19 protein-coding genes are annotated in these 20,332 nt (G+C 62.1%); 8 read left to right on the top strand and 11 right to left on the bottom strand.

Features of this window, described 5'->3' with window-relative positions; all coding sequences use genetic code 11:
- Positions 1-466 precede the first annotated feature (466 nt).
- Complete coding sequence (locus ACUN9V_RS19350; RefSeq protein ID WP_445512594.1) at positions 467-1,585, top strand: hypothetical protein; 1,119 nt, start codon at positions 467-469, stop codon at positions 1,583-1,585.
- A 241-nt stretch (positions 1,586-1,826) separates the two neighbouring features.
- Here the strand turns inward: ACUN9V_RS19350 and ACUN9V_RS19345 are convergent, their stop codons facing one another.
- The gene (locus tag ACUN9V_RS19345) at positions 1,827-2,573 is read right to left on the bottom strand and encodes an HIRAN domain-containing protein (RefSeq protein WP_445512593.1); all 747 of its coding nucleotides are present in this window, start codon (positions 2,571-2,573) and stop codon (positions 1,827-1,829) included.
- A gap of 1 nt (position 2,574) precedes the next feature.
- Entirely contained in the window at positions 2,575-3,597 is a 1,023-nt protein-coding gene (locus ACUN9V_RS19340) for a hypothetical protein (protein ID WP_445512592.1), read from the bottom strand.
- Positions 3,598-3,762: 165 nt separating this feature from the next.
- On the opposite strand from ACUN9V_RS19340, the gene ACUN9V_RS19335 reads away from it, so the two are divergent.
- The 3 genes from ACUN9V_RS19335 to ACUN9V_RS19325 all read left to right on the top strand — a co-directional run bounded on the left by ACUN9V_RS19335 (position 3,763) and on the right by ACUN9V_RS19325 (position 6,661).
- Complete coding sequence (locus ACUN9V_RS19335; RefSeq protein ID WP_445512591.1) at positions 3,763-4,464, top strand: hypothetical protein; 702 nt, start codon at positions 3,763-3,765, stop codon at positions 4,462-4,464.
- A 125-nt stretch (positions 4,465-4,589) separates the two neighbouring features.
- A complete protein-coding gene (locus ACUN9V_RS19330; RefSeq protein WP_445512590.1) occupies positions 4,590-5,522 on the top strand; it encodes a lysine exporter LysO family protein in 933 nt (310 codons plus the stop codon).
- A 131-nt stretch (positions 5,523-5,653) separates the two neighbouring features.
- Positions 5,654-6,661 carry a LacI family DNA-binding transcriptional regulator gene (locus ACUN9V_RS19325; protein WP_445512589.1) on the top strand — a complete coding sequence of 336 codons (1,008 nt, stop codon included), beginning with the start codon at positions 5,654-5,656 and terminating at the stop codon, positions 6,659-6,661.
- Positions 6,662-6,697: 36 nt separating this feature from the next.
- Here ACUN9V_RS19325 and ACUN9V_RS19320 read toward each other — a convergent pair whose 3' ends face one another.
- Positions 6,698-7,231, bottom strand: a complete 534-nt coding sequence (locus tag ACUN9V_RS19320; protein WP_445512588.1) for a gluconokinase — start codon at positions 7,229-7,231, stop codon at positions 6,698-6,700.
- 390 nt (positions 7,232-7,621) lie between these two features.
- Between ACUN9V_RS19320 and ACUN9V_RS19315 the strand changes: the two genes are divergently transcribed.
- Positions 7,622-8,968, top strand: coding sequence for a GntT/GntP/DsdX family permease (locus ACUN9V_RS19315; protein WP_075563593.1), 1,347 nt, complete (start codon positions 7,622-7,624; stop codon positions 8,966-8,968).
- A gap of 80 nt (positions 8,969-9,048) precedes the next feature.
- Here the strand turns inward: ACUN9V_RS19315 and ACUN9V_RS19310 are convergent, their stop codons facing one another.
- From ACUN9V_RS19310 to ACUN9V_RS19275, 8 genes are all read right to left on the bottom strand, one after another.
- Positions 9,049-10,218: a polynucleotide adenylyltransferase gene (locus ACUN9V_RS19310; protein WP_445512587.1), complete on the bottom strand. Its 1,170-nt coding sequence runs from the start codon at positions 10,216-10,218 to the stop codon at positions 9,049-9,051.
- A 34-nt stretch (positions 10,219-10,252) separates the two neighbouring features.
- On the bottom strand, positions 10,253-10,579 hold the full coding sequence (gene glpE / locus ACUN9V_RS19305; protein WP_110691387.1) for a thiosulfate sulfurtransferase GlpE: 327 nt from the start codon (positions 10,577-10,579) through the stop codon (positions 10,253-10,255).
- Between the two features lie 79 nt (positions 10,580-10,658).
- Positions 10,659-11,570, bottom strand: a complete 912-nt coding sequence (locus ACUN9V_RS19300) for a symmetrical bis(5'-nucleosyl)-tetraphosphatase (RefSeq protein ID WP_445512586.1) — start codon at positions 11,568-11,570, stop codon at positions 10,659-10,661.
- Positions 11,571-11,618: 48 nt separating this feature from the next.
- Positions 11,619-12,002 (bottom strand): Co2+/Mg2+ efflux protein ApaG, encoded by a 384-nt coding sequence (gene apaG, locus ACUN9V_RS19295; RefSeq protein ID WP_445512585.1) that lies wholly within the window; start codon positions 12,000-12,002, stop codon positions 11,619-11,621.
- On the bottom strand, positions 11,999-12,877 hold the full coding sequence (gene rsmA, locus ACUN9V_RS19290) for a 16S rRNA (adenine(1518)-N(6)/adenine(1519)-N(6))-dimethyltransferase RsmA (RefSeq protein ID WP_445512584.1): 879 nt from the start codon (positions 12,875-12,877) through the stop codon (positions 11,999-12,001). Before rsmA ends, apaG begins: the two co-directional genes overlap by 4 nt.
- Before the next feature lie 15 nt (positions 12,878-12,892).
- On the bottom strand, positions 12,893-13,900 hold the full coding sequence (pdxA, locus tag ACUN9V_RS19285) for a 4-hydroxythreonine-4-phosphate dehydrogenase PdxA (protein WP_445512583.1): 1,008 nt from the start codon (positions 13,898-13,900) through the stop codon (positions 12,893-12,895).
- Positions 13,900-14,859: a peptidylprolyl isomerase gene (locus tag ACUN9V_RS19280; protein ID WP_110691392.1), complete on the bottom strand. Its 960-nt coding sequence runs from the start codon at positions 14,857-14,859 to the stop codon at positions 13,900-13,902. The genes pdxA and ACUN9V_RS19280 overlap by 1 nt, the downstream gene beginning before the upstream one ends.
- A gap of 157 nt (positions 14,860-15,016) precedes the next feature.
- Positions 15,017-17,482, bottom strand: coding sequence for an LPS-assembly protein LptD (locus ACUN9V_RS19275; protein ID WP_445512582.1), 2,466 nt, complete (start codon positions 17,480-17,482; stop codon positions 15,017-15,019).
- Positions 17,483-17,940: 458 nt separating this feature from the next.
- Between ACUN9V_RS19275 and ACUN9V_RS19270 the strand changes: the two genes are divergently transcribed.
- From ACUN9V_RS19270 to ACUN9V_RS19260, 3 genes are all read left to right on the top strand, one after another.
- Entirely contained in the window at positions 17,941-18,972 is a 1,032-nt protein-coding gene (locus ACUN9V_RS19270; RefSeq protein WP_445512581.1) for an aminoglycoside phosphotransferase family protein, read from the top strand.
- On the top strand, positions 18,969-19,634 hold the full coding sequence (gene murU / locus ACUN9V_RS19265; RefSeq protein WP_445512580.1) for an N-acetylmuramate alpha-1-phosphate uridylyltransferase MurU: 666 nt from the start codon (positions 18,969-18,971) through the stop codon (positions 19,632-19,634). Before ACUN9V_RS19270 ends, murU begins: the two co-directional genes overlap by 4 nt.
- Positions 19,635-19,730: 96 nt before the next feature.
- Positions 19,731-20,150 (top strand): OsmC family protein, encoded by a 420-nt coding sequence (locus ACUN9V_RS19260; protein ID WP_075563604.1) that lies wholly within the window; start codon positions 19,731-19,733, stop codon positions 20,148-20,150.
- Positions 20,151-20,332 lie beyond the last annotated feature (182 nt).

Here is a 20,332-nt window from a genome sequence, read left to right as displayed (position 1 = left end):
TGAACACAAGGCCTCGCCAGACGTTGGACTGGCGAACCCCACTGGAAGTCTACGCCGAGGTGCTCAAGAAATCCGTCGGCGGACCGAGCACCCTTCAATAGCGTTGCACTTGGAACTTGAGACCGCCCCCCCTTGGAAATAATAAATCTGATAAAGAAAGAGATAGCAGAATGATGCACCGCGCAGCGTCTACTCACCGTCAATAACCCGACACCGACATCGTGGCAACGGTTGGCAGCGCTGCTGAACGAATTTCCGGATCTTACATCGATAGGGCTCGATGTGCGCGGCATGGAGTGATTGACGGGGTGGGAAAAATGGATCTGGAAAACGGGACAATAAAAAACCCCTTAGCAGCTCGACTGAATCGCAGTCGCTCCGACAGGGGCCGTGTTGCGACACATCATAGGTGGCCCAGCGCGCGCAGCCAAACCCATTTTTGTAATTTCGTACTTTGAGGAGAACCATGGCGATCGAACAAGGTATCTGGAAACTGGCGAACGGCGCGAGCGAACAACCATTGCGGCTACGCCCGGCCGGCATGGCCGATGAAGGGCTGCTGGAAGCTCAGATCATGCAGGATGTCTCGATTCTCAACCGGGATTGGCTACTGATCGGTCGGCAGGTGCGCACGGCCTTCGACAAGCTGATCGACCTGCTGGCGATCGATGCCAACGGCACGGTGATCATCATCGAACTCAAGCGAGACAAGACACCCCGCGAGGTCGTCGCCCAGACCATCGACTACGCCTCGTGGATCGCGAGTCTGGGCGACAGCGACATCGTCGATATCTATCTCGACTTCGCCAAACGCTATTCACGCCCACACGAGACGCTGGACGAGGCGTTTCAGGCCAAGTTCGGCATCGCGCTGTCGGACGTCTCGGTCAACGAACAGCATCAGATGGTGGTGGTCGCAACCAAGCTGGATGCCAGCACCGAGCGCATCATTACCTATCTCAACGACTACGCGCAGATTTCCATCAACGCCCTGTTCTTCGCGGCGTTCGAGGATGGCGGCAACCGCTACTTGAGCCGCGCCTGGATGATCGATCCGGATGAAAGCCAGGAACGCGCTATTACCAAGGGCCGCAAGGAGCCCTGGAACGGCGAGTTCTATGCCTCGTTCGGTGACGACCGACCGTGGACGTTGGCTCGGCGGTTGGGGTTCATCGCCGGCGGCGGCGCGACTTGGTACTCGAAGACGTTATCCATGCTCTCCGAGGGTGATCGGGTGTGGGTCAACATTCCCAAGACGGGCTATGTCGGCGTCGGCATCGTGACCGGTGAACGCTGCCAGGCCGATGAATACCGGTTCGCGAATGAAGGCGACAGAACCTTGCCGGAGATCATTTCCCAAGACGAGGATCTCTCGCGCGAATCGTATCCGCATCTTTTTCAAACCCTGGTGGATGAGGAGGAAGCGGAGTATCTCGTCCCCGTACGCTGGATTCATGCGGTAGCGCGGCACGAGGCGTTCAGCGAGGTGGGGCTATTCGGTAACCAGAATACCGTCTGCAAACCCACGGCGGCGAAGTGGCAACACACGGTAGACCGGCTCGGCAAGGTCTGGCCCGTTGCCTGACCTCCGCCGCCGACCAGTTCGTCGGTGTACTGATGGCGATGTCGAAAACAAAACGGTCGAAACTATCGATCCCGAAGCGGGGTATTGATTAGCCTTAGTCGATATCGTAGCTAATCGACAGGAAACAAAACGAGCCAAGCCGTCTGATCGAACGTTGTTATACGACGATACAAATTGGCCCTCACGAAAGCGAGGGCCAATCGGAATGACAACGAGCTGGCTATGAACGACTGGCGGCTGGTCAGGCTTCCAGCCGAGGGGCGGTTTTCGGTATAGCCGACTGATCTCGGGTGATGCTAGTCAATACATAGACTAAAGGTCGATCATCGGTACCATTGATGCGAAAGACCATGCCTTCCAGACTGGCGCCCTGATCGATCATCCGATGCAACATCTCAAGCTGTCCGCGCGGCACATAACCCAGCTTGCGTCCCTGCGACTCGATGCGGATAGCCAAACGGTCGTAGGTATTGTCAGGCTCGGGAATGAATCGGATAGAATCTCCCTCCTGCAACTGAGAGACCCCAATCTCGGCCTCGTGTCGAAAGCCAGCCACTTCCACCAGCATCTCGAAAACGGCAGGCGGTTCATCAAAAGGATGCACCAGCTCGAAGCCATCATTAGGTAGTTTGGCGCCCGTATATCCCAGTAGGCCGAAGTCGCTAATTTCAGCGTCGGCAGATATCCCGCGCAGCTCGAGATAGCGGCCGAAATCTCGCCGACTACGCGGCGGTAAACGCCGCATGAAAGCATCGAGAACATGACGGCGATGCTCTGGCCTGTTCAGAGGGAATGCCGGGTAGCCCTGGAACCCCATTTCAATGGCCTGAGCCAACTCCTGGTCGTCTACGCCGTACTGAAGCCAGACCTCATCGCCATGTTTGACCAACTGGCCCACACAGTAGCGAGAACGATCTTTGCTCTCACGCGCCTGCCAACACAGTAGCAAGCGTTGCGGTTCTACCAGATGTTCGATTAGACGATTCATGTCAGTTCTCCAGAGCCTGAAGCAGGCGCTCTCTCCTCGTTGAGGTCAGTAAAGTAACGAATTCGGCACGCTGCTCGGTCAAAGGATGAGGAATGTCGAAAAGCATCAATTCATGAAGCATCGCTTTCAATGACTCCTGACTCCATCCGCGCAGACGTTCTATCAGGACCGGCTTCACTGCCGGATGGCGGCGGCAGTAGCGCTCCACGCCTTCGATCAGCGGTAGCCGCGACGGATCATTTCTGGACCAGCGCATCTGGTGCTGCCCCCGATTCAGATAGGCATCAAGCTCGTTACGGTCGCGCATCATGCGCCCCATTTTCTGCGGCTGCAACTCATGGCCAAGACTGGTGCCGTTATCGAAGTATGGTGTGAAACGCCCGGTCGAACCATTGTCACGCCATATCAAACCCCAGTTTTCCTGATGACGGTCCGTATTGCCAATCAGGGCATCGAAGCATAGACACAGCCCCCAATATATCTCCCAATCATGAGTGAGCATGCGCGTGCGTGCCAACGCCCGGCTGAAAGAGAGGATGGTGGATAGATTGTGCTCACGACCCTTTTCGCGGTCATAACCAGGAATCAAGCGTTGCATGTAGTCGCCGCCTGGGACGTGGCGCTCCTCTTCATTATCCGATCCCCTATCCGGATAGCCCATGAACCACTCATTGATCGTACCGGGCTCATCTCTAGATGAATCGATGGCTACGAACACCGGCGGTAGCGTCAATCCCATGAGCCGCCCGATACGAAAAGCGATGACCTCGGCCCAGTACTGGTCAGGGTGCCGTGGCTGCCCAGGATTCTTGACACTTTTGATCGATTCCTTGAACAGATAGCGATGCCCTGGCAGACAGAAGGTATAAGGGACAGGGTCCGGAGAAATTAGTAGTGACTTATCGCGGGCGCCTACTGGGTAAACTCCGTAGTCCCCGTACATCGGCCAGTCTGCGATATCGATAATCTGATCTGGCCCTTGATCAACCCCGTCGCGATCTATCAGGCACTTGCTCTCCGTCATTGCATGCTCCATTCGGCGTCCCGCATACAGTAACGCGAATTAACATTATGGTGGCATCCACACGAGCCAATTCATCCAGCGGAGAAGCAGGTTCTACATTCCGGAACGTCTCATCTCGATTGGCGTCTTATGGAAAACATCGATTATTCGCTTTCGAGGACGTTCATGTCATACCGAACTCTGACTCTCAAGACCGTCGCTGCACTGTTCCTAGCGACTGCCAGCTCGCTGACATTCGCCGCACCGACACCGTTCACTGCTCAGTATCAACTCGATATCAGCGGCTGGCCGGATGCCACGATCACCCATCAGCTTTCGAATCAGGGCGATGTCTGGAAGAGCGATATGCGAACCAGCATCAAGATCGCCAGTGGCGAGGAATGGGGACGCTTCCGCCTCGATGGCGACGACGTACAAGCGCTGGAGTACGCCAGCTCCTACTCGCTGGTGGGAATTGGCGACGACTACCATCTCGATCAGGCACAGCTCAGCGAGCTGCCGGACCGCCAGACGGCGATATTCGATCTATCCCGCAAGGCGCCTTCGGCTCGTTGCGCCAGCACGCAGGTATCGCCCTGCGAGCTCGACTACCAGAACCACAAGGGCAAGACGGAAACGCTCTACTACCGCGTGACAGATCGCGGCGATATCGATACGCCGGCCGGTACGTTTCCGGGCGTTACCGTGGATACCTGGGATCCGGAAAAGCGTGATCGCCATCTCTACTTCACCTTCCACCGCGAGATACCGGGTCTGCTGCTGAAGATGCGCTACGTGAAAGAGGGTGAGGAGCGCAGCCACCTGACGCTGACCGATCTGGCACTGGATCAGCCGAACGACGCCACAGGAAGCACCGCCGAGCGATAACCGTCCGGCTGTCTTCCCTCTTCGACACGTATCCTCTAGAGTTCTTGCCCATTCACGGGCGCCGATTTATCGGCGTCCGTTTTCGTGTTGTGCTCGCTTTCCCTTGATACGCGCCTGGAGTCGGCATGCTGCTTGGACTGTTGTGGATTCTGCTCCCTCTGATCGTGGGCTACCTGATACCCGTACGCCAGGCCGGGATCCGTCAGGCGATCGATCAAGGCGTCGGCGCTTCGGTCTACGTCATTCTGCTGCTGATGGGCGTGAGCCTCGGCGGTCTCGAAGATCTGCTCGGCCAGCTATCGCGGATCGGAGCCACGGCGCTGGTGCTGTTCGTGGTGATCTCGCCGATCAATCTGCTGGCGCTGGCCTGGTTATCGCGGCGACGGCTGGCGCGCCGTCAACCGCGGGTAGATAGCGACGAGGGCGGTTCGGCTCCCGCCGGCAAGCTGCAGGCGATGCTGGGGTCGTTGCAGTTGGCAGGGGTCGTGCTGCTCGGCGTCTGTCTCGGCGCGGGCGCTCAAACTCTCGGTTGGCACCTGGCTCCGCTGGCGGAAACGCTGGCAACCTGGGCACTCTACGCCCTGCTCTTTCTGATCGGCTGTCAGCTACGCAATTCCGGACTCGGCCTGCGCCAGATTCTGCTCAATCGGCTGGGGCTGGCGATCGCGGTGACGGTATTCGTGAGTTCGATGCTGGCAGGGCTGATCGCGGCACCGCTGCTCCAGTTACCTTGGAACGAGGGGATGGCGCTGGCGTCAGGATTCGGCTGGTATTCGCTCTCCGGGATTCTGATCGGCGACCAGCTCGGGCCGGTGCTCGGCGGCGCGGCTTTCTTCAACGATCTGGCCCGGGAGCTGCTCGCGTTCCTGCTGGTGCCATTGTTCATTCGCCGCGCCATGCCGCTGGCGATCGGCTATGCCGGCGCCACCTCGATGGATGTCAGCCTGCCGGTGATCCAGCAGTACGGCGGTATTACCTGTGTACCACTGGCCATCGTCAGCGGCTTTTTGCTGTCGCTGCTGTCACCACCGCTGATTCTGCTGTTGCTGTCATTCTGATCCCATCACCCGCACGATCTACGACGATGGCCCAAAGGAAAGGGTCAAACCTCGCATGATAATCTGCCTCGAAGTTACCGGTAACAATCGAGATGACGACCGGTCATAACCATTCGCTTCCGGGGATTGCCATGCCGCGTCGTTCATCGGGGCGCGTCACGCTTCAGCATATTGCCGAACGTGTCGGGGTCACCAAGATCACGGTGTCACGCGCCCTGCGCGAACCGCATCTCGTCTCCGCGGCGCTACGTTTGCGGATCGAATCCGCCATCGACGAGCTCGGCTACATTCCCAATCATTCCGCCGGCGCACTGGCCAGCGGGCGCTCGCACAGCGTGGCGCTGCTGATTCCCTCGCTCTCCAATTCGGTGTTTTCGGAAATCCAGCGAGGTATCGAGGAAGGGTTGAGTGAAGCCGGTTATCAGGTACTGATCGGGCATACCGGCTACTCGATTCTCGAGGAAGAACGGCTGATCGACACCTATTTGAGCTACGGCGTCGAGGCGCTGATTCTGCCCGGCTCCCGCCACACCGATCATGCTCGCCGCCTGCTGATGCGGGCTCGGGTGCCGGTGGTCGAGACGCTGGAACTGACCGATACGCCGCTGGATATCAACGTCGGGCTCGACCAGCACGAAGCCGGCAAGGCGATGACGCAAACGTTTCTCGATCAGGGCTATCGACGAGTCGGCTTTCTCGGCGCGCGCATGGATTACCGTGCGCAGCTGCGCATGGCGGGCTGGGAAACGGCCATGCGTCAGGCGGGACTATCGGTCGAGCGCTGCCTGACGACGCCGCACCCCTCTTCCTACCGGCTGGGTGGCGAGATGCTGGCGTCGATGCTGGAGCGCTGGCCGGACCTGGAAGGTATTTTCTGCGGCAACGACGATCTGGCCGCCGGCGCGCTGTTCGAATGCCAGCGGCGCCGTCTCGACGTGCCAGCGCAGTTGGCCCTTGCCGGCTTCAACGGTCTGGACATCACCGAAGCGACCGCCCCGCCGCTGGCGACCGTGGTCACGCCCCGACGTCGCATTGGCGACACCATCGCCACCCGGCTGCTGGAACGGCTTCAGGGCGCACCGCTGGCGCCGACCAGCGAGGATCTGGGATTCCGGATTCGACGCGGTGGCAGTCTGTGACGGAGATCTCGAACCGGCTTTTCACTGCGCTGAGTTTTACCCCTCTTTAGCCAGAAAGCGCTTTTCGAGTTTCAGTACCGCTTCATTGACCACCTGCTCGAGCGTGCCCGCGATATCGACAGTGACGGCTTCGTCATTGCCCGGTGCCTCGAGCGTGGCCAACTGGCTATCGAGCATCGTCTCGCCCTTGAAGAAGTGATCCCGACGCGACTGAATGCGCTGCAGCAGCAGTTCGCGGCTTCCGGCGAGATGCACGAAGGTCAACGCCTCGTCGCCTTTGCGCAGGGTATCGCGATAACGGCGTTTCAATGCCGAGCAGCCGATGACCAGCGTCTCCCCCCGCGCCTTGGCTTCGGCCAGAAAATCTGCCAGCCGGTTCAGCCAGCCTGCGCGATCGTCGTCGTTTAGGGGTTCGCCGCGAGACATCTTGGCGACGCTCTCCGGCGAATGGTAGTCGTCTCCGTCCAGGAAACGCCCTCCCAGTGCCGTCGCCAGTCGCTGCCCCACTTCAGTCTTGCCGCAGCTCGATACGCCCATCACGACGATGCGCTGACCCATCTTTGCGTCCATGACGTTGCCTTCCGATTGATGCGTGTGTGATTGATGCTTGAGCGGTTCTTGACCCAGTGATATTTGACCCAGTGATTCTTGACCGAACGATTCTCGCATAGCTCGCTCATGCCTGCGCCGTTCGAGTCGGGCCCTCTTCCCTTCAGGCCGGCGACACGCTCGAGCCGATTATCGATGAACTTGAGCCCGAGCCTGAATCTGAACCCAGCCGGCGATAGATTGGCCTAAACCAATTTGGCCGTGATTGTCTCTACACCTTTAGGTGCATTGTTGAGATCGACTTGTTACCGGTAACATTCATTTTCTCCAACTCTACCGCGAAGCACAACGCCACCAAGGGCGTATATCCAGCTCTTGCGTCACGTGTTCTCACAAAGGATTTTCGTTGCCATGGATAGCCCCACTTCCCTGATACTTGCCGCATTGGGCAGCATCATCGTGCTGCTCTATCTGGTCATGAAGCTGCGCCTGCATGCGTTCGTCGCCCTGCTGGTGGTCAGCGGGCTGGTCGGGCTGTTTACCGGCATGGACGTCGACCAGCTGCTGGATACGGTCGAAAAAGGCATGGGCGGCACGCTGGGCTTCGTCGCTACCGTCGTCGGCCTTGGCGCGATGTTCGGCAAGATGCTGGAAGTCTCCGGCGGTGTCGACCGTCTGGCCAGCACGCTGCTCGATAAATTCGGCGAGAATCGCTCGCAGTGGGCGATGGGCGTCACCGGTTTCCTGGTGGCCATCCCGGTCTTTCTCGACGTCGCGTTCATTATTCTGGTCCCATTGATCTATGCGCTGTCGCGCCGCACCAAACGTTCGCTGCTCTATTACGGCATTCCGTTGCTGGCCGGGCTCGCCGTCACCCACTCGTTCATCCCGCCGACGCCAGGCCCGATTGCCGTCGCCAAGCTGATCGGCGCCGATCTCGGCTACGTGATCCTGTTCGGTGCGATCTGTGGCCTGCCGGCCATGATCATTGCCGGTCCGCTATTCGGCCGCTGGATCGCCAAGCGCATCGACGCGCAGATTCCCGAGTACATGGATCTGCCGAAAAACGACGTCGATACCACCGGCCTGCCCAGTTTCAAGCTGATTCTGGCGATCATTTTGCTGCCGCTGGCGCTGATCGTGCTCAATACCGTTTCCGGTGTCATTCTGCCGGACGATAGCCCGGTCCTGGCCGCCCTGACCTTCCTGGGTCATCCGTTCGTGGCACTGACGCTGGCCACGCTACTGGCGTTCACCTTGCTGGGCACGCGCCGCGGCATGAGTCGTGAACAGGTCATGGAAGTCGCCACCAAGGCGCTGGAGCCGGCCGGCATCATCATTCTGGTCACCGGTGCCGGCGGCGTGTTCAAGCAGGTGCTGATCGACTCCGGCGTGGGCGAAGTGATGGGCAACATCATGGCCGACAGTGCGCTGCCGCCGATTCTGCTGGCGTTCCTGATCTCCGCCGCCGTCCGCGTGATTCAGGGCTCGGCCACGGTCGCCATGATCACCGCCGCCGGCCTGATGGCGCCGGTCATCACCACGCTCAATCTCGACGGCCCGGTGCTCGGCCTGCTGGTGATCTCGATCGCCTCCGGCGCCACGGTGCTGAGCCATGTCAACGACTCCGGCTTCTGGCTGGTCAACCGCTATTTCGGCCTGACCGAGGCACAGACGCTGAGAAGCTGGACGGTGATGGAGACTCTCATCGGAGTGATCGGGCTGGTGATGGCGCTGATCATTGGCCTGTTCATCTAGACAAACGAGATGGACTGACGCAAGACGCCCGCTGCGTGAAACACGCAGCGGGCGTTGTCGTTTGCGGCCTCGGCGTCGCGCTAGCGGCCTTCCAGCGCCTCCCGCACCGTCTCTTCGCGACGTCGCGACAACTCCCTGCCCAGTTCCGGGCCGCGAAAGCCGCCATCGAGCAGCGCCTGGGGCAATATCTGCGCGGCCAGCCGCCAGGCCAGTGCCAGGTCGTCCGCCAGTTCGCCGTCGTCGTGCGCGATCAGGGCCAGCAGCGGCGCCACCCGCTCCGGCCGTCGCCAGGCATCGATGGCGTCGAGCCAGGTCATGATCGCTTCGGCGCGATCACTTTCGGCCGCGGGTCGCCCCTCGCCCAACTGCTGACGCAAACGGCGAGACAGGGCGGCGAGACGCATGGCATCCCGGTACGCATTGGGCGCCTTGACGGCGTCGTTGAGCCGGGCCTGTTCGACGTCCTCGAGATGCTCGCCGAGTCGCGCCCAGCGCCACAGCGCCTGCTGCGACGTCGTGGACTCGTCCGGCACGCGACCGAGCCTGGCAATCACGTCGGCCAATGCCGGCGTCGCCAGCGGCGGCATCAGTTCGGCCAATGCCCCGCAGTCGTCGAGCGTCTCGAAGTAGGCGCCGGGGTCGGCTTCGCCGAGGGCCTTGTGTGTCTCGGTCCAGACGCGTTCGGCGACCAGATGACGCATCTCGCCACTGGCCACCAGCTGACCCATCAGCGCCTGGGTTTGCGGGGCGATCGTGAAACCCAGTTTGCGATAACGGGCCAGAAACCGGGCCGCCCGCAGCACGCGCAGGGGATCTTCGACGAACGCCGCCGAGACGTGCTTGAGCTGTCCGGCGGCGAGATCGGCGACGCCCCCATAGGGGTCGATCAGCTCGCCGTCCGGCGTCTCGGCCATGGCGTTGATGGTGAAGTCGCGCCGCGCGAGGTCAGCCTCGAGCGTGACGTCGGGGCTGGCGTGAACCTCGAACCCGGTATAGCCGTGACCCTGCTTGCGCTCGGTGCGGGCCAGCGCGTACTCCTCGTGTGAATCGGGGTGCAGGAAGACCGGGAAATCCCGACCGACCGACTTGAAGCCGCGCTGGCGCATCGCTTCCGGTGTCGCGCCGACCACGACCCAGTCGCGGTCGCCGACCGGCCAGCCGAGGCGAGCGTCGCGAACGGCGCCGCCGACCAGATAGACCTCCAGGCCGTCGAGTCGCGGGTCGAGACGTGAATCGGGTTGCGTGTTCATCGCCTGGCTCCGTGATTGAGTTCGGGGCAAAAACCTAACGCTCGACGCTCTCGGGTCGGCGATGCTCCCAGTCCACGAAGCCGCCATCCAGGCTGTAGACCTCGTCGAAGCCCTGGCCGGCGAGCCAGCTCGCGGCCTGCTGACTGGAATGGCCGTGATAGCAGACCACCACCAGCGGCGTTTCACCGGGCGTCTTTTCCACCAGGTCCGCCACCGTGGTGTTATCGAGATGGCGGCTGCCGGGGATATGGCCCTGCGAGAAGCTCAGCGGATCGCGAATGTCGACCAGCTGCAACGGCCGCCCTTCGCTCAGCCATTGCGCCAGCGTCGTCGGATCGAGGTGTTCGAAGGACTGAGTCATGGATCACTCCTGATCGGGGATGAGGAAAGGGCTAAGTTTTGAGACGAATCGGACGCTGGGCAGGGGTCGCCAGAACGGCTCAGCGACCACCTCGCCGGGAGGGTTCTTCGATGCGTTCGCCGCTGCCGAGATCGAGGGCGGTCAACGAACCACCCCACACACAGCCGGTATCCAACGCTTCCACGTCGACTCGCGCCTCTGGGGTGACGCCTTCCAGCGCCGCCCAGTGGCCGAAGATCAGCGTGGTTCTGTCCTCGGCAAGCGTCTTCTCACGTGAATACTCGTCACGCGGATAGGTAAACCAGGGCGCGTAGCCCGCCGGGGCGCTGTCGAGCCCCTCCTTGGCGGCGAAGTCCAGCGTGCCGTCGGCGGCGATGAAGCGCATGCGGGTAAAGACGTTGATGATGGCTCGAATACGATCCTCGCCGGTCAGTTCAGGCGTGAATCGAGCCGGAAGATTGCCGTACATCACGCTCAGAAAATCGTCCACGTCGTCGCCACCCAAGACGGCTTCCGCCTCGGCGGCGAGCTCGCTCGCCTGGGCGATCGACCACTGCGGCGGCAGCCCGGCATGGGTCATCACATAGGCTCTGTCAAAACTGGCTCTGTCGATACTGGCTCTGTCGACAGCGCCAGTTTCGACAGCGCCACGCTTGGCATCGACGACCATCAGCGGCTGACGACGCAGCCACTCCAGCATCTCGGTTCGATCCGGCGCTTCGAGAATCTCCGTCAGGGTGTCATGACGCTTGAGCTTGCCGTGACCCCGTGCCACTGCCAGCAAATGCAGATCATGGTTGCCCAGCACTACGCTGGCGGCGCCATCCAGCGCCATGCTCCTGCGCAGGCAGCCCAGCGAATAGGGGCCACGATTGACCAGATCGCCGGTCAGCCACAGATGGTCCCGCGAGGGCGAAAAGTCGAGCCGTGCCAACAGCGCTTCGAACTCAGCGTAGCAGCCATGCAGATCGCCGATTGCGTAGGTTGCCATGCCATTCCTCGTGTGGGTGATGCGAACCTGGGGGTCGAATCCCGTCAGTCAGTGGATCTGATTGGGCCCGGCCAGACGAAACGGCGCGATGGCGACATCGAAGGACGTCTGACTGGAGAGATCGACGCAAGTGTAGCTGCCCTGCATGACACCCACCGGGCACTCGATCACCGCGCGACTGGTATAGCGGAAGCTGTGCCCGGCGGCGATCGTCGGCTGTTTGCCGACCACGCCATTGCCGCGCACTTCCTGCACCTTGCCGTGGCCCTGGGTGATCTTCCAGTAGCGCGACAGCAGCTGCACGCTGTGCTCGGACTGGTTATGAACGGTCACCGTGTAGCTGAACACGAAGCGCTTGTCGCCGGGTGACGATTCGTCTTCGCGGAACGCCGGCTCGATGTCGACCGTGACGGTGGGGGGCGGCTCGCTCATGAAAGCCTCCCCGTCACCGGGTTGTCCGTCGAATCACCGTCCGTCGGATCGCCGACCGTCGCATCCGCACTCGTCTGATAATTGCTGATGGCGACCAGCTCATCGACGCGCAGCGTCTGCGGCCGACGTCCGGGATCGATGCCCAGCGCTTCCAGCGCCTCGACCTCGATGACGCCCTTGAGGTTGTTGCGCAGCGTCTTGCGTCGCTGCCCGAAGGCTTGCCGCACCACGTCGGAGAAATGCGCCTCGTCGTTGGCCGGTGAAGGCAGCTCGGCAAACGGCGTCAGCCGCACGATCGCGGAGTCGACCTTGGGCTGCGGCACGAAGGCATCCGGCGAGACCACGAACAGCGATTCAACCTCGCAGTGGTACTGGGTCATCACCGACAGCCGGCCCCAGTTGGTTCCGCCGGGCTCGGCCGCGAGGCGTTCGACCACTTCCTTCTGCAGCATGAAGTGCATGTCGCTGATCGCGCCCCGAGCGGCCAGCAGATGGAAGATCAGCGGCGTCGAGATGTTATAGGGCAGATTGCCCACGACGCGCAGCGGCCGGCCATCCTGCTGCGATAATGCTTGGAAATCGAACTTGAGCGCGTCGCCTTCGTGAATCGTGAAGTCGGGATAGTCGTAGAACTGGACCCGCAGACCGGGAATCAGATCGCGATCGAGTTCGATCACTTCCAGCGCCCCGTTGGCCTCGAGAATCGGGCCGGTAAGGGCACCCTGCCCTGGGCCGATCTCCACAAGGCGATCTCCGGCACGCGGGCCGATGGCCCGGACGATGCGCGAGATCACGCCGAGATCCTGGAGAAAATTCTGACCGAAGCGTTTCCGGGCCCGAGGCAGCGGAGAACGATCGGAGGAACGTGTAGACATGAAAAGCGAATTCCTTCAGTGGGCGCGGGCGGCCATCTGCCGAGCAACCCGCAAGGCGACCCGAAGGCTGCCGACGTCGGCCACGCCGCTACCGGCGAGATCGAGCGCGGTGCCGTGGTCGACGGAGGTGCGTACCAACCCCAGGCCCAGCGTGATATTGGCGGCCTGCCCGAACCCGGCATACTTGAGTACCGGCAGGCCCTGATCATGGTACATCGCCAGCACGGCGTCGGCATGATCGAGATGGCGTGGCGTGAATAGCGTATCCGCCGGCAGCGGGCCGACGATATCGAGACCCGCCGCGCGCAGTCGGTCCATCGCCGGAGTGATGATCTCCAGCTCTTCGCGCCCGAGATGACCGCCCTCTCCCGCATGCGGATTGAGCCCGCAGACCAGTATCCGGGGCGAGACGATGCCGAATCGATGCGTCAGCTCTTGAGCCAGAACGCGCGTGACGCGAGTCAGACCCGCGTCGGTAATCGCGCCGGGCACCCTCGAGAGCGGTAGATGCGTGGTGGCCAATGCCACCCGCAGCGGTCTGACGGTACGCTCGGTGGCCAGCATCATCACCACCTCGTCGACACCGCAAGCGTCGCGCAGATATTCGGTATGGCCGGTGAAACCGGCGTATCCGCCGTCGATGATCGCGCCCTTGTGCAGCGGCGCGGTCACCATGGCGTCGGCCACTCCCCGCCGGCAGGCCTCGATGGCAACATCCAGCGTCTTCAGCACGTAGCCGGCGTTGGCAGAATCAAGACGGCCAGCCGTCGAAGGTGCTGCCAGCGAGACAGGCCATACCGGCAGCTTGCCGTTGACCGCCGCCGGCAAGGGATCGCCGGGGGCCAGAGCTTCCAGCTCGATCGACCAGCCCAGGTGTCGCGCGCGTTCGGCCAGCAGATCCGGATCGCCCACGGCGACCACTGTCGCATCGAGCCGCTGCCAGTCCCGAGCTGCCGCTAGGGCAAGCTCGGGGCCGATGCCGGCCGGCTCGCCGGTGGTCAATGCCAGTACCGGCGAAGCCATCACTCTTTATCGAGACGGTTATCGATATAGGCGCTGGCGCGGATCTCCTGGATCCAGGCTTCGATCTCGTCGTTGACCTTGCGTTCGAAGATCGCCTGGCTGGCTTGATCGCGGCTCATCTGCTCGCTGCCGCCGCCCCGGGTATCGAGCAACTTGACCAGGTGGAACCCGCTGGGGCTGCGAATCGGCTCGCTGACCTGGCCCTTTGAGAGATCGGGAATCACGTCGGCGAAAACGGACGGAATCTGTGCCGCCTGACGCCAGCCGAGATCGCCACCCTGCAACGCCTGGGCATCGTCGGATTCTGCCACGGCCAGCTGCTGGAAGTCGGCACCATCCTGAAGCTGCTGATATATTTTCTGCGCCTCGGCCTGGGCCTGGGTCACCTGATCCGGCGTCGGCGACTGCGGCACGGCGATCAGGATCTGCGCCAGGTGATACGCCATGTTGCTGTTTTCGCTGCGCTGGGCCAGAAAGCGATCGACCTCGCGATCGGAAACGGTGATCTTGCTGGCCACCTGGCTCTGCTGGACCTGCCGAACCAGCAGCTCACGGCGGACCTGCTCGCGCACTTCAGCCAGGCTCTGGCCCTGCTTTTCCAGCGTATCGGCGAACTCTTCCAGGCTCATGCCGTTGTTCTTGGCAATGCCACGCATGGTGGTGTTGAGCTGGGTCTCGTCGATACTCAGCTTGGCGTCGTCGGCCATCTGCAGCTCGATCTGTTCGACGATCATCCGATCCAGCACCTGGCGCTCCAGCGCCTGCTCGGGGGGCATCTGGATGTTGTTGGAGCGGAGCTGGTCGCGTGCCTGGGCAACGCGGCTTTCGAGCTGACTGTGCATGATGGCATCGTCGTTGACCACGGCAACGATACGATCCAGCGGCACGACCTCCGCCATTGCGGGCAACGGCGACAGCAGCATTCCCAGCGCCAGGGGGATCCATACTCTAAGACGCATGCCTACCTCTCTTGCTTTGATGGAGAGGCGGGCCCTGCGGGCCCGCCGTTATACATTGATTGACCGCGTTCGTTGACCGGCTGGCTCTCGTTGACTGCTGAACCGAGGCTTTCGGTCGATGAACCTCGACAGCCTGTTTCTCGATTCCGTGCGTCTATCAGAACTGCGTCGCCTGATAACCCGGCACCGACCGCTCGAAGTAGCTGTCGGCTTCCTGACCGACGCCGCCCAGGCCCTTGAACACGAAGCGCAGGAACAGACCGCGATCGGTGTAGTCGTCGTCCGTGTTATTGGCGGTGTCGTTGTCCTCGACCCATTCACGCCACACCACCTGCACGGCGCTGCAGCAGCTGTTGAACTGGACACCGGCCAGGGTTTCCAGATCGCGGCTGTTGGTGTTGTCGTACAGATAGCGACCGATCAGGTCCAGCGACGACGTAGCCTTGTAGGCGAACGAGACATCGTAATCCTCGCGGTTGTAGCTCAGTCGATCGTCGTCTTCACCCGAGGGATCGAACCCTTGGAGCTGCCAACGGTAGCCAAGGTTCACCACGTGGCCGGCCGGGCTCAGGTACTGCAGGTAGGCCGACGCCTTTTCGGTCTTGGAGCGGTCCGCATCGTAGAACCATTCGTAACGCGTACGCCACTGGTCGTTGATGCGCCAGTCCAGCTGGGTGATGACCGGCGAGCGATCGCGCGTGGCACGATACCAATCCTCGTAGTCGGTTTCCTTGTTCGGCAGGGTATCCGGATCGCCGTCCATGTCGATATTGCGATCGGAGAAGTACGCGCTCTGCCCCACCGATAGCGACAGCCGCTCGCGCCCGGTGTCGTCCTCGAGGAATCGGGTCGAGGCGCCGTAGGAAAGCTTGTCGACGTCGCCGACGCGATCGGACCCGGTAAAGCGATACGGCGACCACAGCTGACTCCAGGAGATCGCTCGCTCGTCGGTGTCGAAGTCCGGCAGCTCGGACTGGTCACGCTCCGGTACATAGGCGTAATAGAGCCGCGGCTCGAAGGTCTGCTTCCATTGCTGGTCGAACATCGACACGTCACGCTCGAAGATCAGGCCGGAGTCCAGCGAGGAGACCGGTACCGTGCGCGACAGGCTCTCGTCGCGATCCGTGTTGCGGTTGCCGTAATCGAGCTGGTAGTCGGTCTGCCACAGTTGGAAGCGCGGCTCCAGGAAACCCCAGCTGGGCTGCCCACGCCAGCCGATGGCCGGGGTCAGGTTGACGCGCGAGCCGTTGGCCGCTTCGCGCAGCCGAATCTGGCGAGTGTTGCCGGTCTCTTCGTCTTCCCAGAAACCGTCGCTATCGACACCATGGAGGTCGCGCCAGAAGTAGGTCGCGTTGGAGTTCCACTCCTGATAGAAGCCGTTGTCCTGATCCCAGCGTGCATTGGCGGTCAGGCTCGGCAACTTGTAGTAGGGCCGATCGTTCTCGTCCAGCGGGTAATCCATGCGCTGGTAGCCCTGGGCCCGTGCATCGAGATTCCAGGTCGTGCCCTGGTAGCTCAAACGCGCCAGCCGCTCGAGGTACTCGGTGTCCTGCTCGCCGAAATCACGCCCGAAATCATCGAAATAACGCCCGTCGCTGGCAGCGCCATAGCGCATGGCGTAGTCCAGCCGATCGCTGAACTGGCCGTAATGGCTGTAGTCGATGTACCAGCGATCCTCGCCATCGAAGGCGTCATCGGGATCGTTGGGGTTATCGCTGTCGCCGCCGCTGTCGTTGGGCAGATAGGCACCTTCGACGGTCCCCTGATCGCTGCCGAACAGATAGCGGAATTCGCCGCCCAGCATGAAGCCGTGATCGGTGATCTCGCGCGGGGTGATCGTGGCGTCGTAGTTGGGCGCCAGGTTGAGATAGTAAGGCTGACTGTAGTCGAGGCCGTCGCTGGAAATCCCCATCGTCGGCCATAGAAAGCCGCTCTGCCGGCGATCATCGATGGGAAAACGGACCCATGGCCAATAGAAGACCGGCACGTCACCCATTTCCAGTCGCGCATTGGAGGCGGTGCCGTAACCCTGCTCGCGATCGATGGTGACGTCGCTGCCCACCAGTCGCCACAGACGACTGTCCGGCGCACAGGTCGTGAAGCTGGCCTCGGTCATCCGATAACGGCCGTCGTCGAGACGCTGCATCGACCGTGCATCGCCCCGCAGGCGCTGGTCGTGGACTACGTAGTGGGCGTCATCGATGCGGGCGGCATCGCTATCGAGCGAAACCTGGCCGTCTTCGCCGCGCACCAGCATGCCGGGGTAGCGAATCGTCAGCGGCCCATCGGCAAAGGCCGTATCCCGGGCGGCGTTGACCCGAACCTGCGGTGATTCGAGCTGGCTTCCGCCGCGACGCAGCACCACATTGCCACCCAGAATGGTTTCGCCGTCGTTGCCGTACTCGGCCGACCCCGAGTCGGACAGCACTTCTTCGGGAGTCTTGCCCTCGGGCAGGATATAGCCCGGTTCGATATAGCGGCCACCACAAAGGTCGCCGGCCGGTGCCTGATCGCCCCAGGGCGCCCAGTCCAGTTGATCCGCCGGTAATGGTGCGGGGGGCGCCGCCTGAGCCGTCGATGAAATCAGGCCAGTCAGGGCAGTCCAGACCAGTCGCTTGCCCATGTCCTCTGTGTCCTTGCCGTGTGGAGCCGGTAGTATACAGACCTCGACGGGACTTGCCGCGAAGCCATTCCTTGTTGAACCGTCTGGGCCTTGGCCGAACGCTGCTACAGAAGCCGACGATATCTATCGATTCAGTGACGCCTATCGATTCAGCGATGCCCCCAGGGCTGGCGAGGCTCTACGATTTGGCGGCGCCGGACAAAAGCGGCACACTGACCGACGGTCGCGGAGCCACCATCACGGTCGCCCTGCGAGACTCATGATCGCTCCGCGAAGCACTGTCTCGTACCGTCGGGCGAGGCACGGTTCGCACGGCGCGCCCAGAATGGAACCCAGCATGCGGTGCCATTCCCGGCCCGTCAACTCGCTGCGTCATCGGGCGACGACGAGCCACCTCAACGACCGTCATCTCGATCGTCACACGACATTAAGCCACGCCCCAACGACCGGAAACCCGCATGACCTTGCGCCTCGATGCTCTTCGCCACTGGATCACTGTCCGCCATCACCTTGCGCCAGAGGCATGTCGGTTGGAAGCCGTCGCCGGTGACGCCAGTCTTCGCGGTTACTGTCGCGTTATTTTTCCCGACGCCAGCACCCGGATCGTCATGGATGCGCCACCGGCGCTGGAGGATAGCCAACCCTTCGTGACCATCGGCCGTGAATGGCACGCCGCGGGCCTGCCGGTACCGATGATCCATGCCGTCGATCTCGAACAGGGCTTCATCGAACTCGACGATCTCGGCAACGACAGCCTGCATCACCACTTCGATACCGACGCCGGCGCGCGGGCGGGCACGAGCCAGGCGCTTGACGTACTCGACGAGATCGAACAGCGCGCCCCGAGCGTTTCGCTGCCACGGTACGGCCTCGACTTTCTCGAAGAGGAGATGGACCGCTTCCCCGACTGGGGCCTGACACGCTGGCTGGGTATCGAAACGCCGTCGCAGTGGCCTGAGGTCAAGCGTCATCTGCTCGGCCATATCGCGGCGCTCCCCACTGTCGCCGTGCATCGCGATTTCGACGCCATGAATCTGATGATTCATCAGGACCGGCTGTGGATCATCGATTTCCAGGGCGCGCTGGCCGGGCCGCTCGGCTACGATCTGATATCGCTGCTACGGGGCCGCTATCATCGCTGGTCACGCCAGGAGATGGGCCACTGGATCGAGGATTTTCGCCAGCGCTGCCTCGCTGCCGGACGGCTCTCGCTGGATACCGATGGCGAGACGTTCCGGGCAGGCGTCGAGGCGATCGGCGCCCAGCGCCAGCTCAAGATCCTGGGCCAGTTCTGCCGCCTCTACCTGCGCGACGGCAAGCCGCGTTATCTCGAATGGCTGCCCCACTTCTACGCCCATCTCGACGAAGGGCTCGCTGCGCTACCGGCGCTCGGCGAGTTCCATCGCTGGCTGCGCGAGAGCTACCGTCCGGCGATGGAAGCCCGCCTGGCCGAGCACAGAACGAACAGCGGCGCCGGAGGGATATCATGAAAGCGATGATTCTCGCCGCCGGTCTCGGCACCCGCATGCGCCCGCTCACCGATCACTGCCCCAAGCCGCTGCTGCCGGTCGCCGGCAAGCCGCTGATCGTCCACCACCTCGAACGTCTGGCGGCAGCGGGGATTCACGACATCGTCATCAACGTCAGCTACCGGGCGCAGCAGATCATCGACGCCCTCGGCAATGGCGAACGCTTTGGCGTCTCTCTGACCTTCAGCATCGAGGAGACCCCGCTGGAAACGGCCGGCGGGCTGCGCCAGGCCCTACCCGAACTGGACGAGGCGCCCTTCGTGCTGGTCAACGGCGACGTATGGACGGACTTTCCACTCGAACGACTCGCTTTGACCGAGGGCGATCTGGCGTCGCTGGTGATGGTCGATACCACCGATTTCCACCGCCGTGGCGACTTTCATCTCGACGATCGCGGGCGGCTGCATGCCGAGGGCGAACCGCGGCTGATCTATGCCGGTCTGGGCGTCATTCACCCCCGATTGATCGACGATCTGCCGGTCGGCACGGTTGCCAAGCTGGCGCCGCTACTGGTGGATGCAATGCAGGCGGGTCGCGTCGGCGGCTGGCACCATCGTGGCGACTGGGTCGACGTCGGTACCCCGGCACGGCTGGCCGAACTGGAAGCCAGGCTCCGGTCATGACGCCGCGGACGTCACGAGCAAGCGTCGGGAATGTTATCCTGCTGCCATCGACAACCGAGCGATTCGGCAACGAATCCCCAGCAAGGAATTCTCATCATGAAAGCCACAGTCAAATGGACCGACGGCCGCCAGTTCGTCACCGAATCCGGCAGCGGTCACAGCGTCGTGATCGACGGCAACCCGGACAACGGCGGCCGCAATACCGGACCGCGGCCGATGGAAATGGTGCTGATGGGCCTCGGCGGCTGCACCTCGTTCGACGTCATCCAGATCCTCGAGAAGGCCCGCGCCGAAGTCACCGACTGCGTCGCCACCCTGGAAGCCGAACGCTTCGACGGCACGCCCAGCGTGTTCACCAAGATCCACGTTCACTTCGTCGTCACCGGCAAGGGGCTGAAGGATGCCGTGGTCAAACGCGCCGTCGACCTCTCCGCCGAGAAATACTGCAGCGCTTCGCTGATGCTCGCCAAGGGCGGCGTTGAAATCACCCACGACTACGAGATCGTCGAGGCGTAAGCCGCGAGACGCGAAAAGCAGCTTCTCGGTCTGAAACGAAAAATGCCAGCGACAATGAACTGCACCCCGAAAGTTGGACACCCATCCAACCTTCGGGGTGTTTTTGATGGCGAAATACGACGAGAGCTTCAAGCTGCGGGTTGTTCAGCAGTGTTTACGTGAGGACGTCAGTCAGAGGGATG

Source organism: Salinicola sp. V024 (assembly GCF_052645315.1).
This window is presented reverse-complemented; position numbering and strand designations above follow the sequence as displayed.

Bases quoted from the DNA above. Each gene is read 5' to 3' on its own strand.
- ACUN9V_RS19350 (WP_445512594.1), top strand. From the start codon at position 467: ATGGCGATCGAACAAGGTATCTGGAAACTGGCGAACGGCGCGAGCGAA.
- ACUN9V_RS19345 (WP_445512593.1), bottom strand. From the start codon at position 2,573: ATGAATCGTCTAATCGAACATCTGGTAGAACCGCAACGCTTGCTACTG.
- ACUN9V_RS19340 (WP_445512592.1), bottom strand. From the start codon at position 3,597: ATGACGGAGAGCAAGTGCCTGATAGATCGCGACGGGGTTGATCAAGGG.
- ACUN9V_RS19335 (WP_445512591.1), top strand. From the start codon at position 3,763: ATGTCATACCGAACTCTGACTCTCAAGACCGTCGCTGCACTGTTCCTA.
- ACUN9V_RS19330 (WP_445512590.1), top strand. From the start codon at position 4,590: ATGCTGCTTGGACTGTTGTGGATTCTGCTCCCTCTGATCGTGGGCTAC.
- ACUN9V_RS19325 (WP_445512589.1), top strand. From the start codon at position 5,654: ATGCCGCGTCGTTCATCGGGGCGCGTCACGCTTCAGCATATTGCCGAA.
- ACUN9V_RS19320 (WP_445512588.1), bottom strand. From the start codon at position 7,231: ATGGACGCAAAGATGGGTCAGCGCATCGTCGTGATGGGCGTATCGAGC.
- ACUN9V_RS19315 (WP_075563593.1), top strand. From the start codon at position 7,622: ATGGATAGCCCCACTTCCCTGATACTTGCCGCATTGGGCAGCATCATC.
- ACUN9V_RS19310 (WP_445512587.1), bottom strand. From the start codon at position 10,218: ATGAACACGCAACCCGATTCACGTCTCGACCCGCGACTCGACGGCCTG.
- glpE (WP_110691387.1), bottom strand. From the start codon at position 10,579: ATGACTCAGTCCTTCGAACACCTCGATCCGACGACGCTGGCGCAATGG.
- ACUN9V_RS19300 (WP_445512586.1), bottom strand. From the start codon at position 11,570: ATGGCAACCTACGCAATCGGCGATCTGCATGGCTGCTACGCTGAGTTC.
- apaG (WP_445512585.1), bottom strand. From the start codon at position 12,002: ATGAGCGAGCCGCCCCCCACCGTCACGGTCGACATCGAGCCGGCGTTC.
- rsmA (WP_445512584.1), bottom strand. From the start codon at position 12,877: ATGTCTACACGTTCCTCCGATCGTTCTCCGCTGCCTCGGGCCCGGAAA.
- pdxA (WP_445512583.1), bottom strand. From the start codon at position 13,900: ATGGCTTCGCCGGTACTGGCATTGACCACCGGCGAGCCGGCCGGCATC.
- ACUN9V_RS19280 (WP_110691392.1), bottom strand. From the start codon at position 14,859: ATGCGTCTTAGAGTATGGATCCCCCTGGCGCTGGGAATGCTGCTGTCG.
- ACUN9V_RS19275 (WP_445512582.1), bottom strand. From the start codon at position 17,482: ATGGGCAAGCGACTGGTCTGGACTGCCCTGACTGGCCTGATTTCATCG.
- ACUN9V_RS19270 (WP_445512581.1), top strand. From the start codon at position 17,941: ATGACCTTGCGCCTCGATGCTCTTCGCCACTGGATCACTGTCCGCCAT.
- murU (WP_445512580.1), top strand. From the start codon at position 18,969: ATGAAAGCGATGATTCTCGCCGCCGGTCTCGGCACCCGCATGCGCCCG.
- ACUN9V_RS19260 (WP_075563604.1), top strand. From the start codon at position 19,731: ATGAAAGCCACAGTCAAATGGACCGACGGCCGCCAGTTCGTCACCGAA.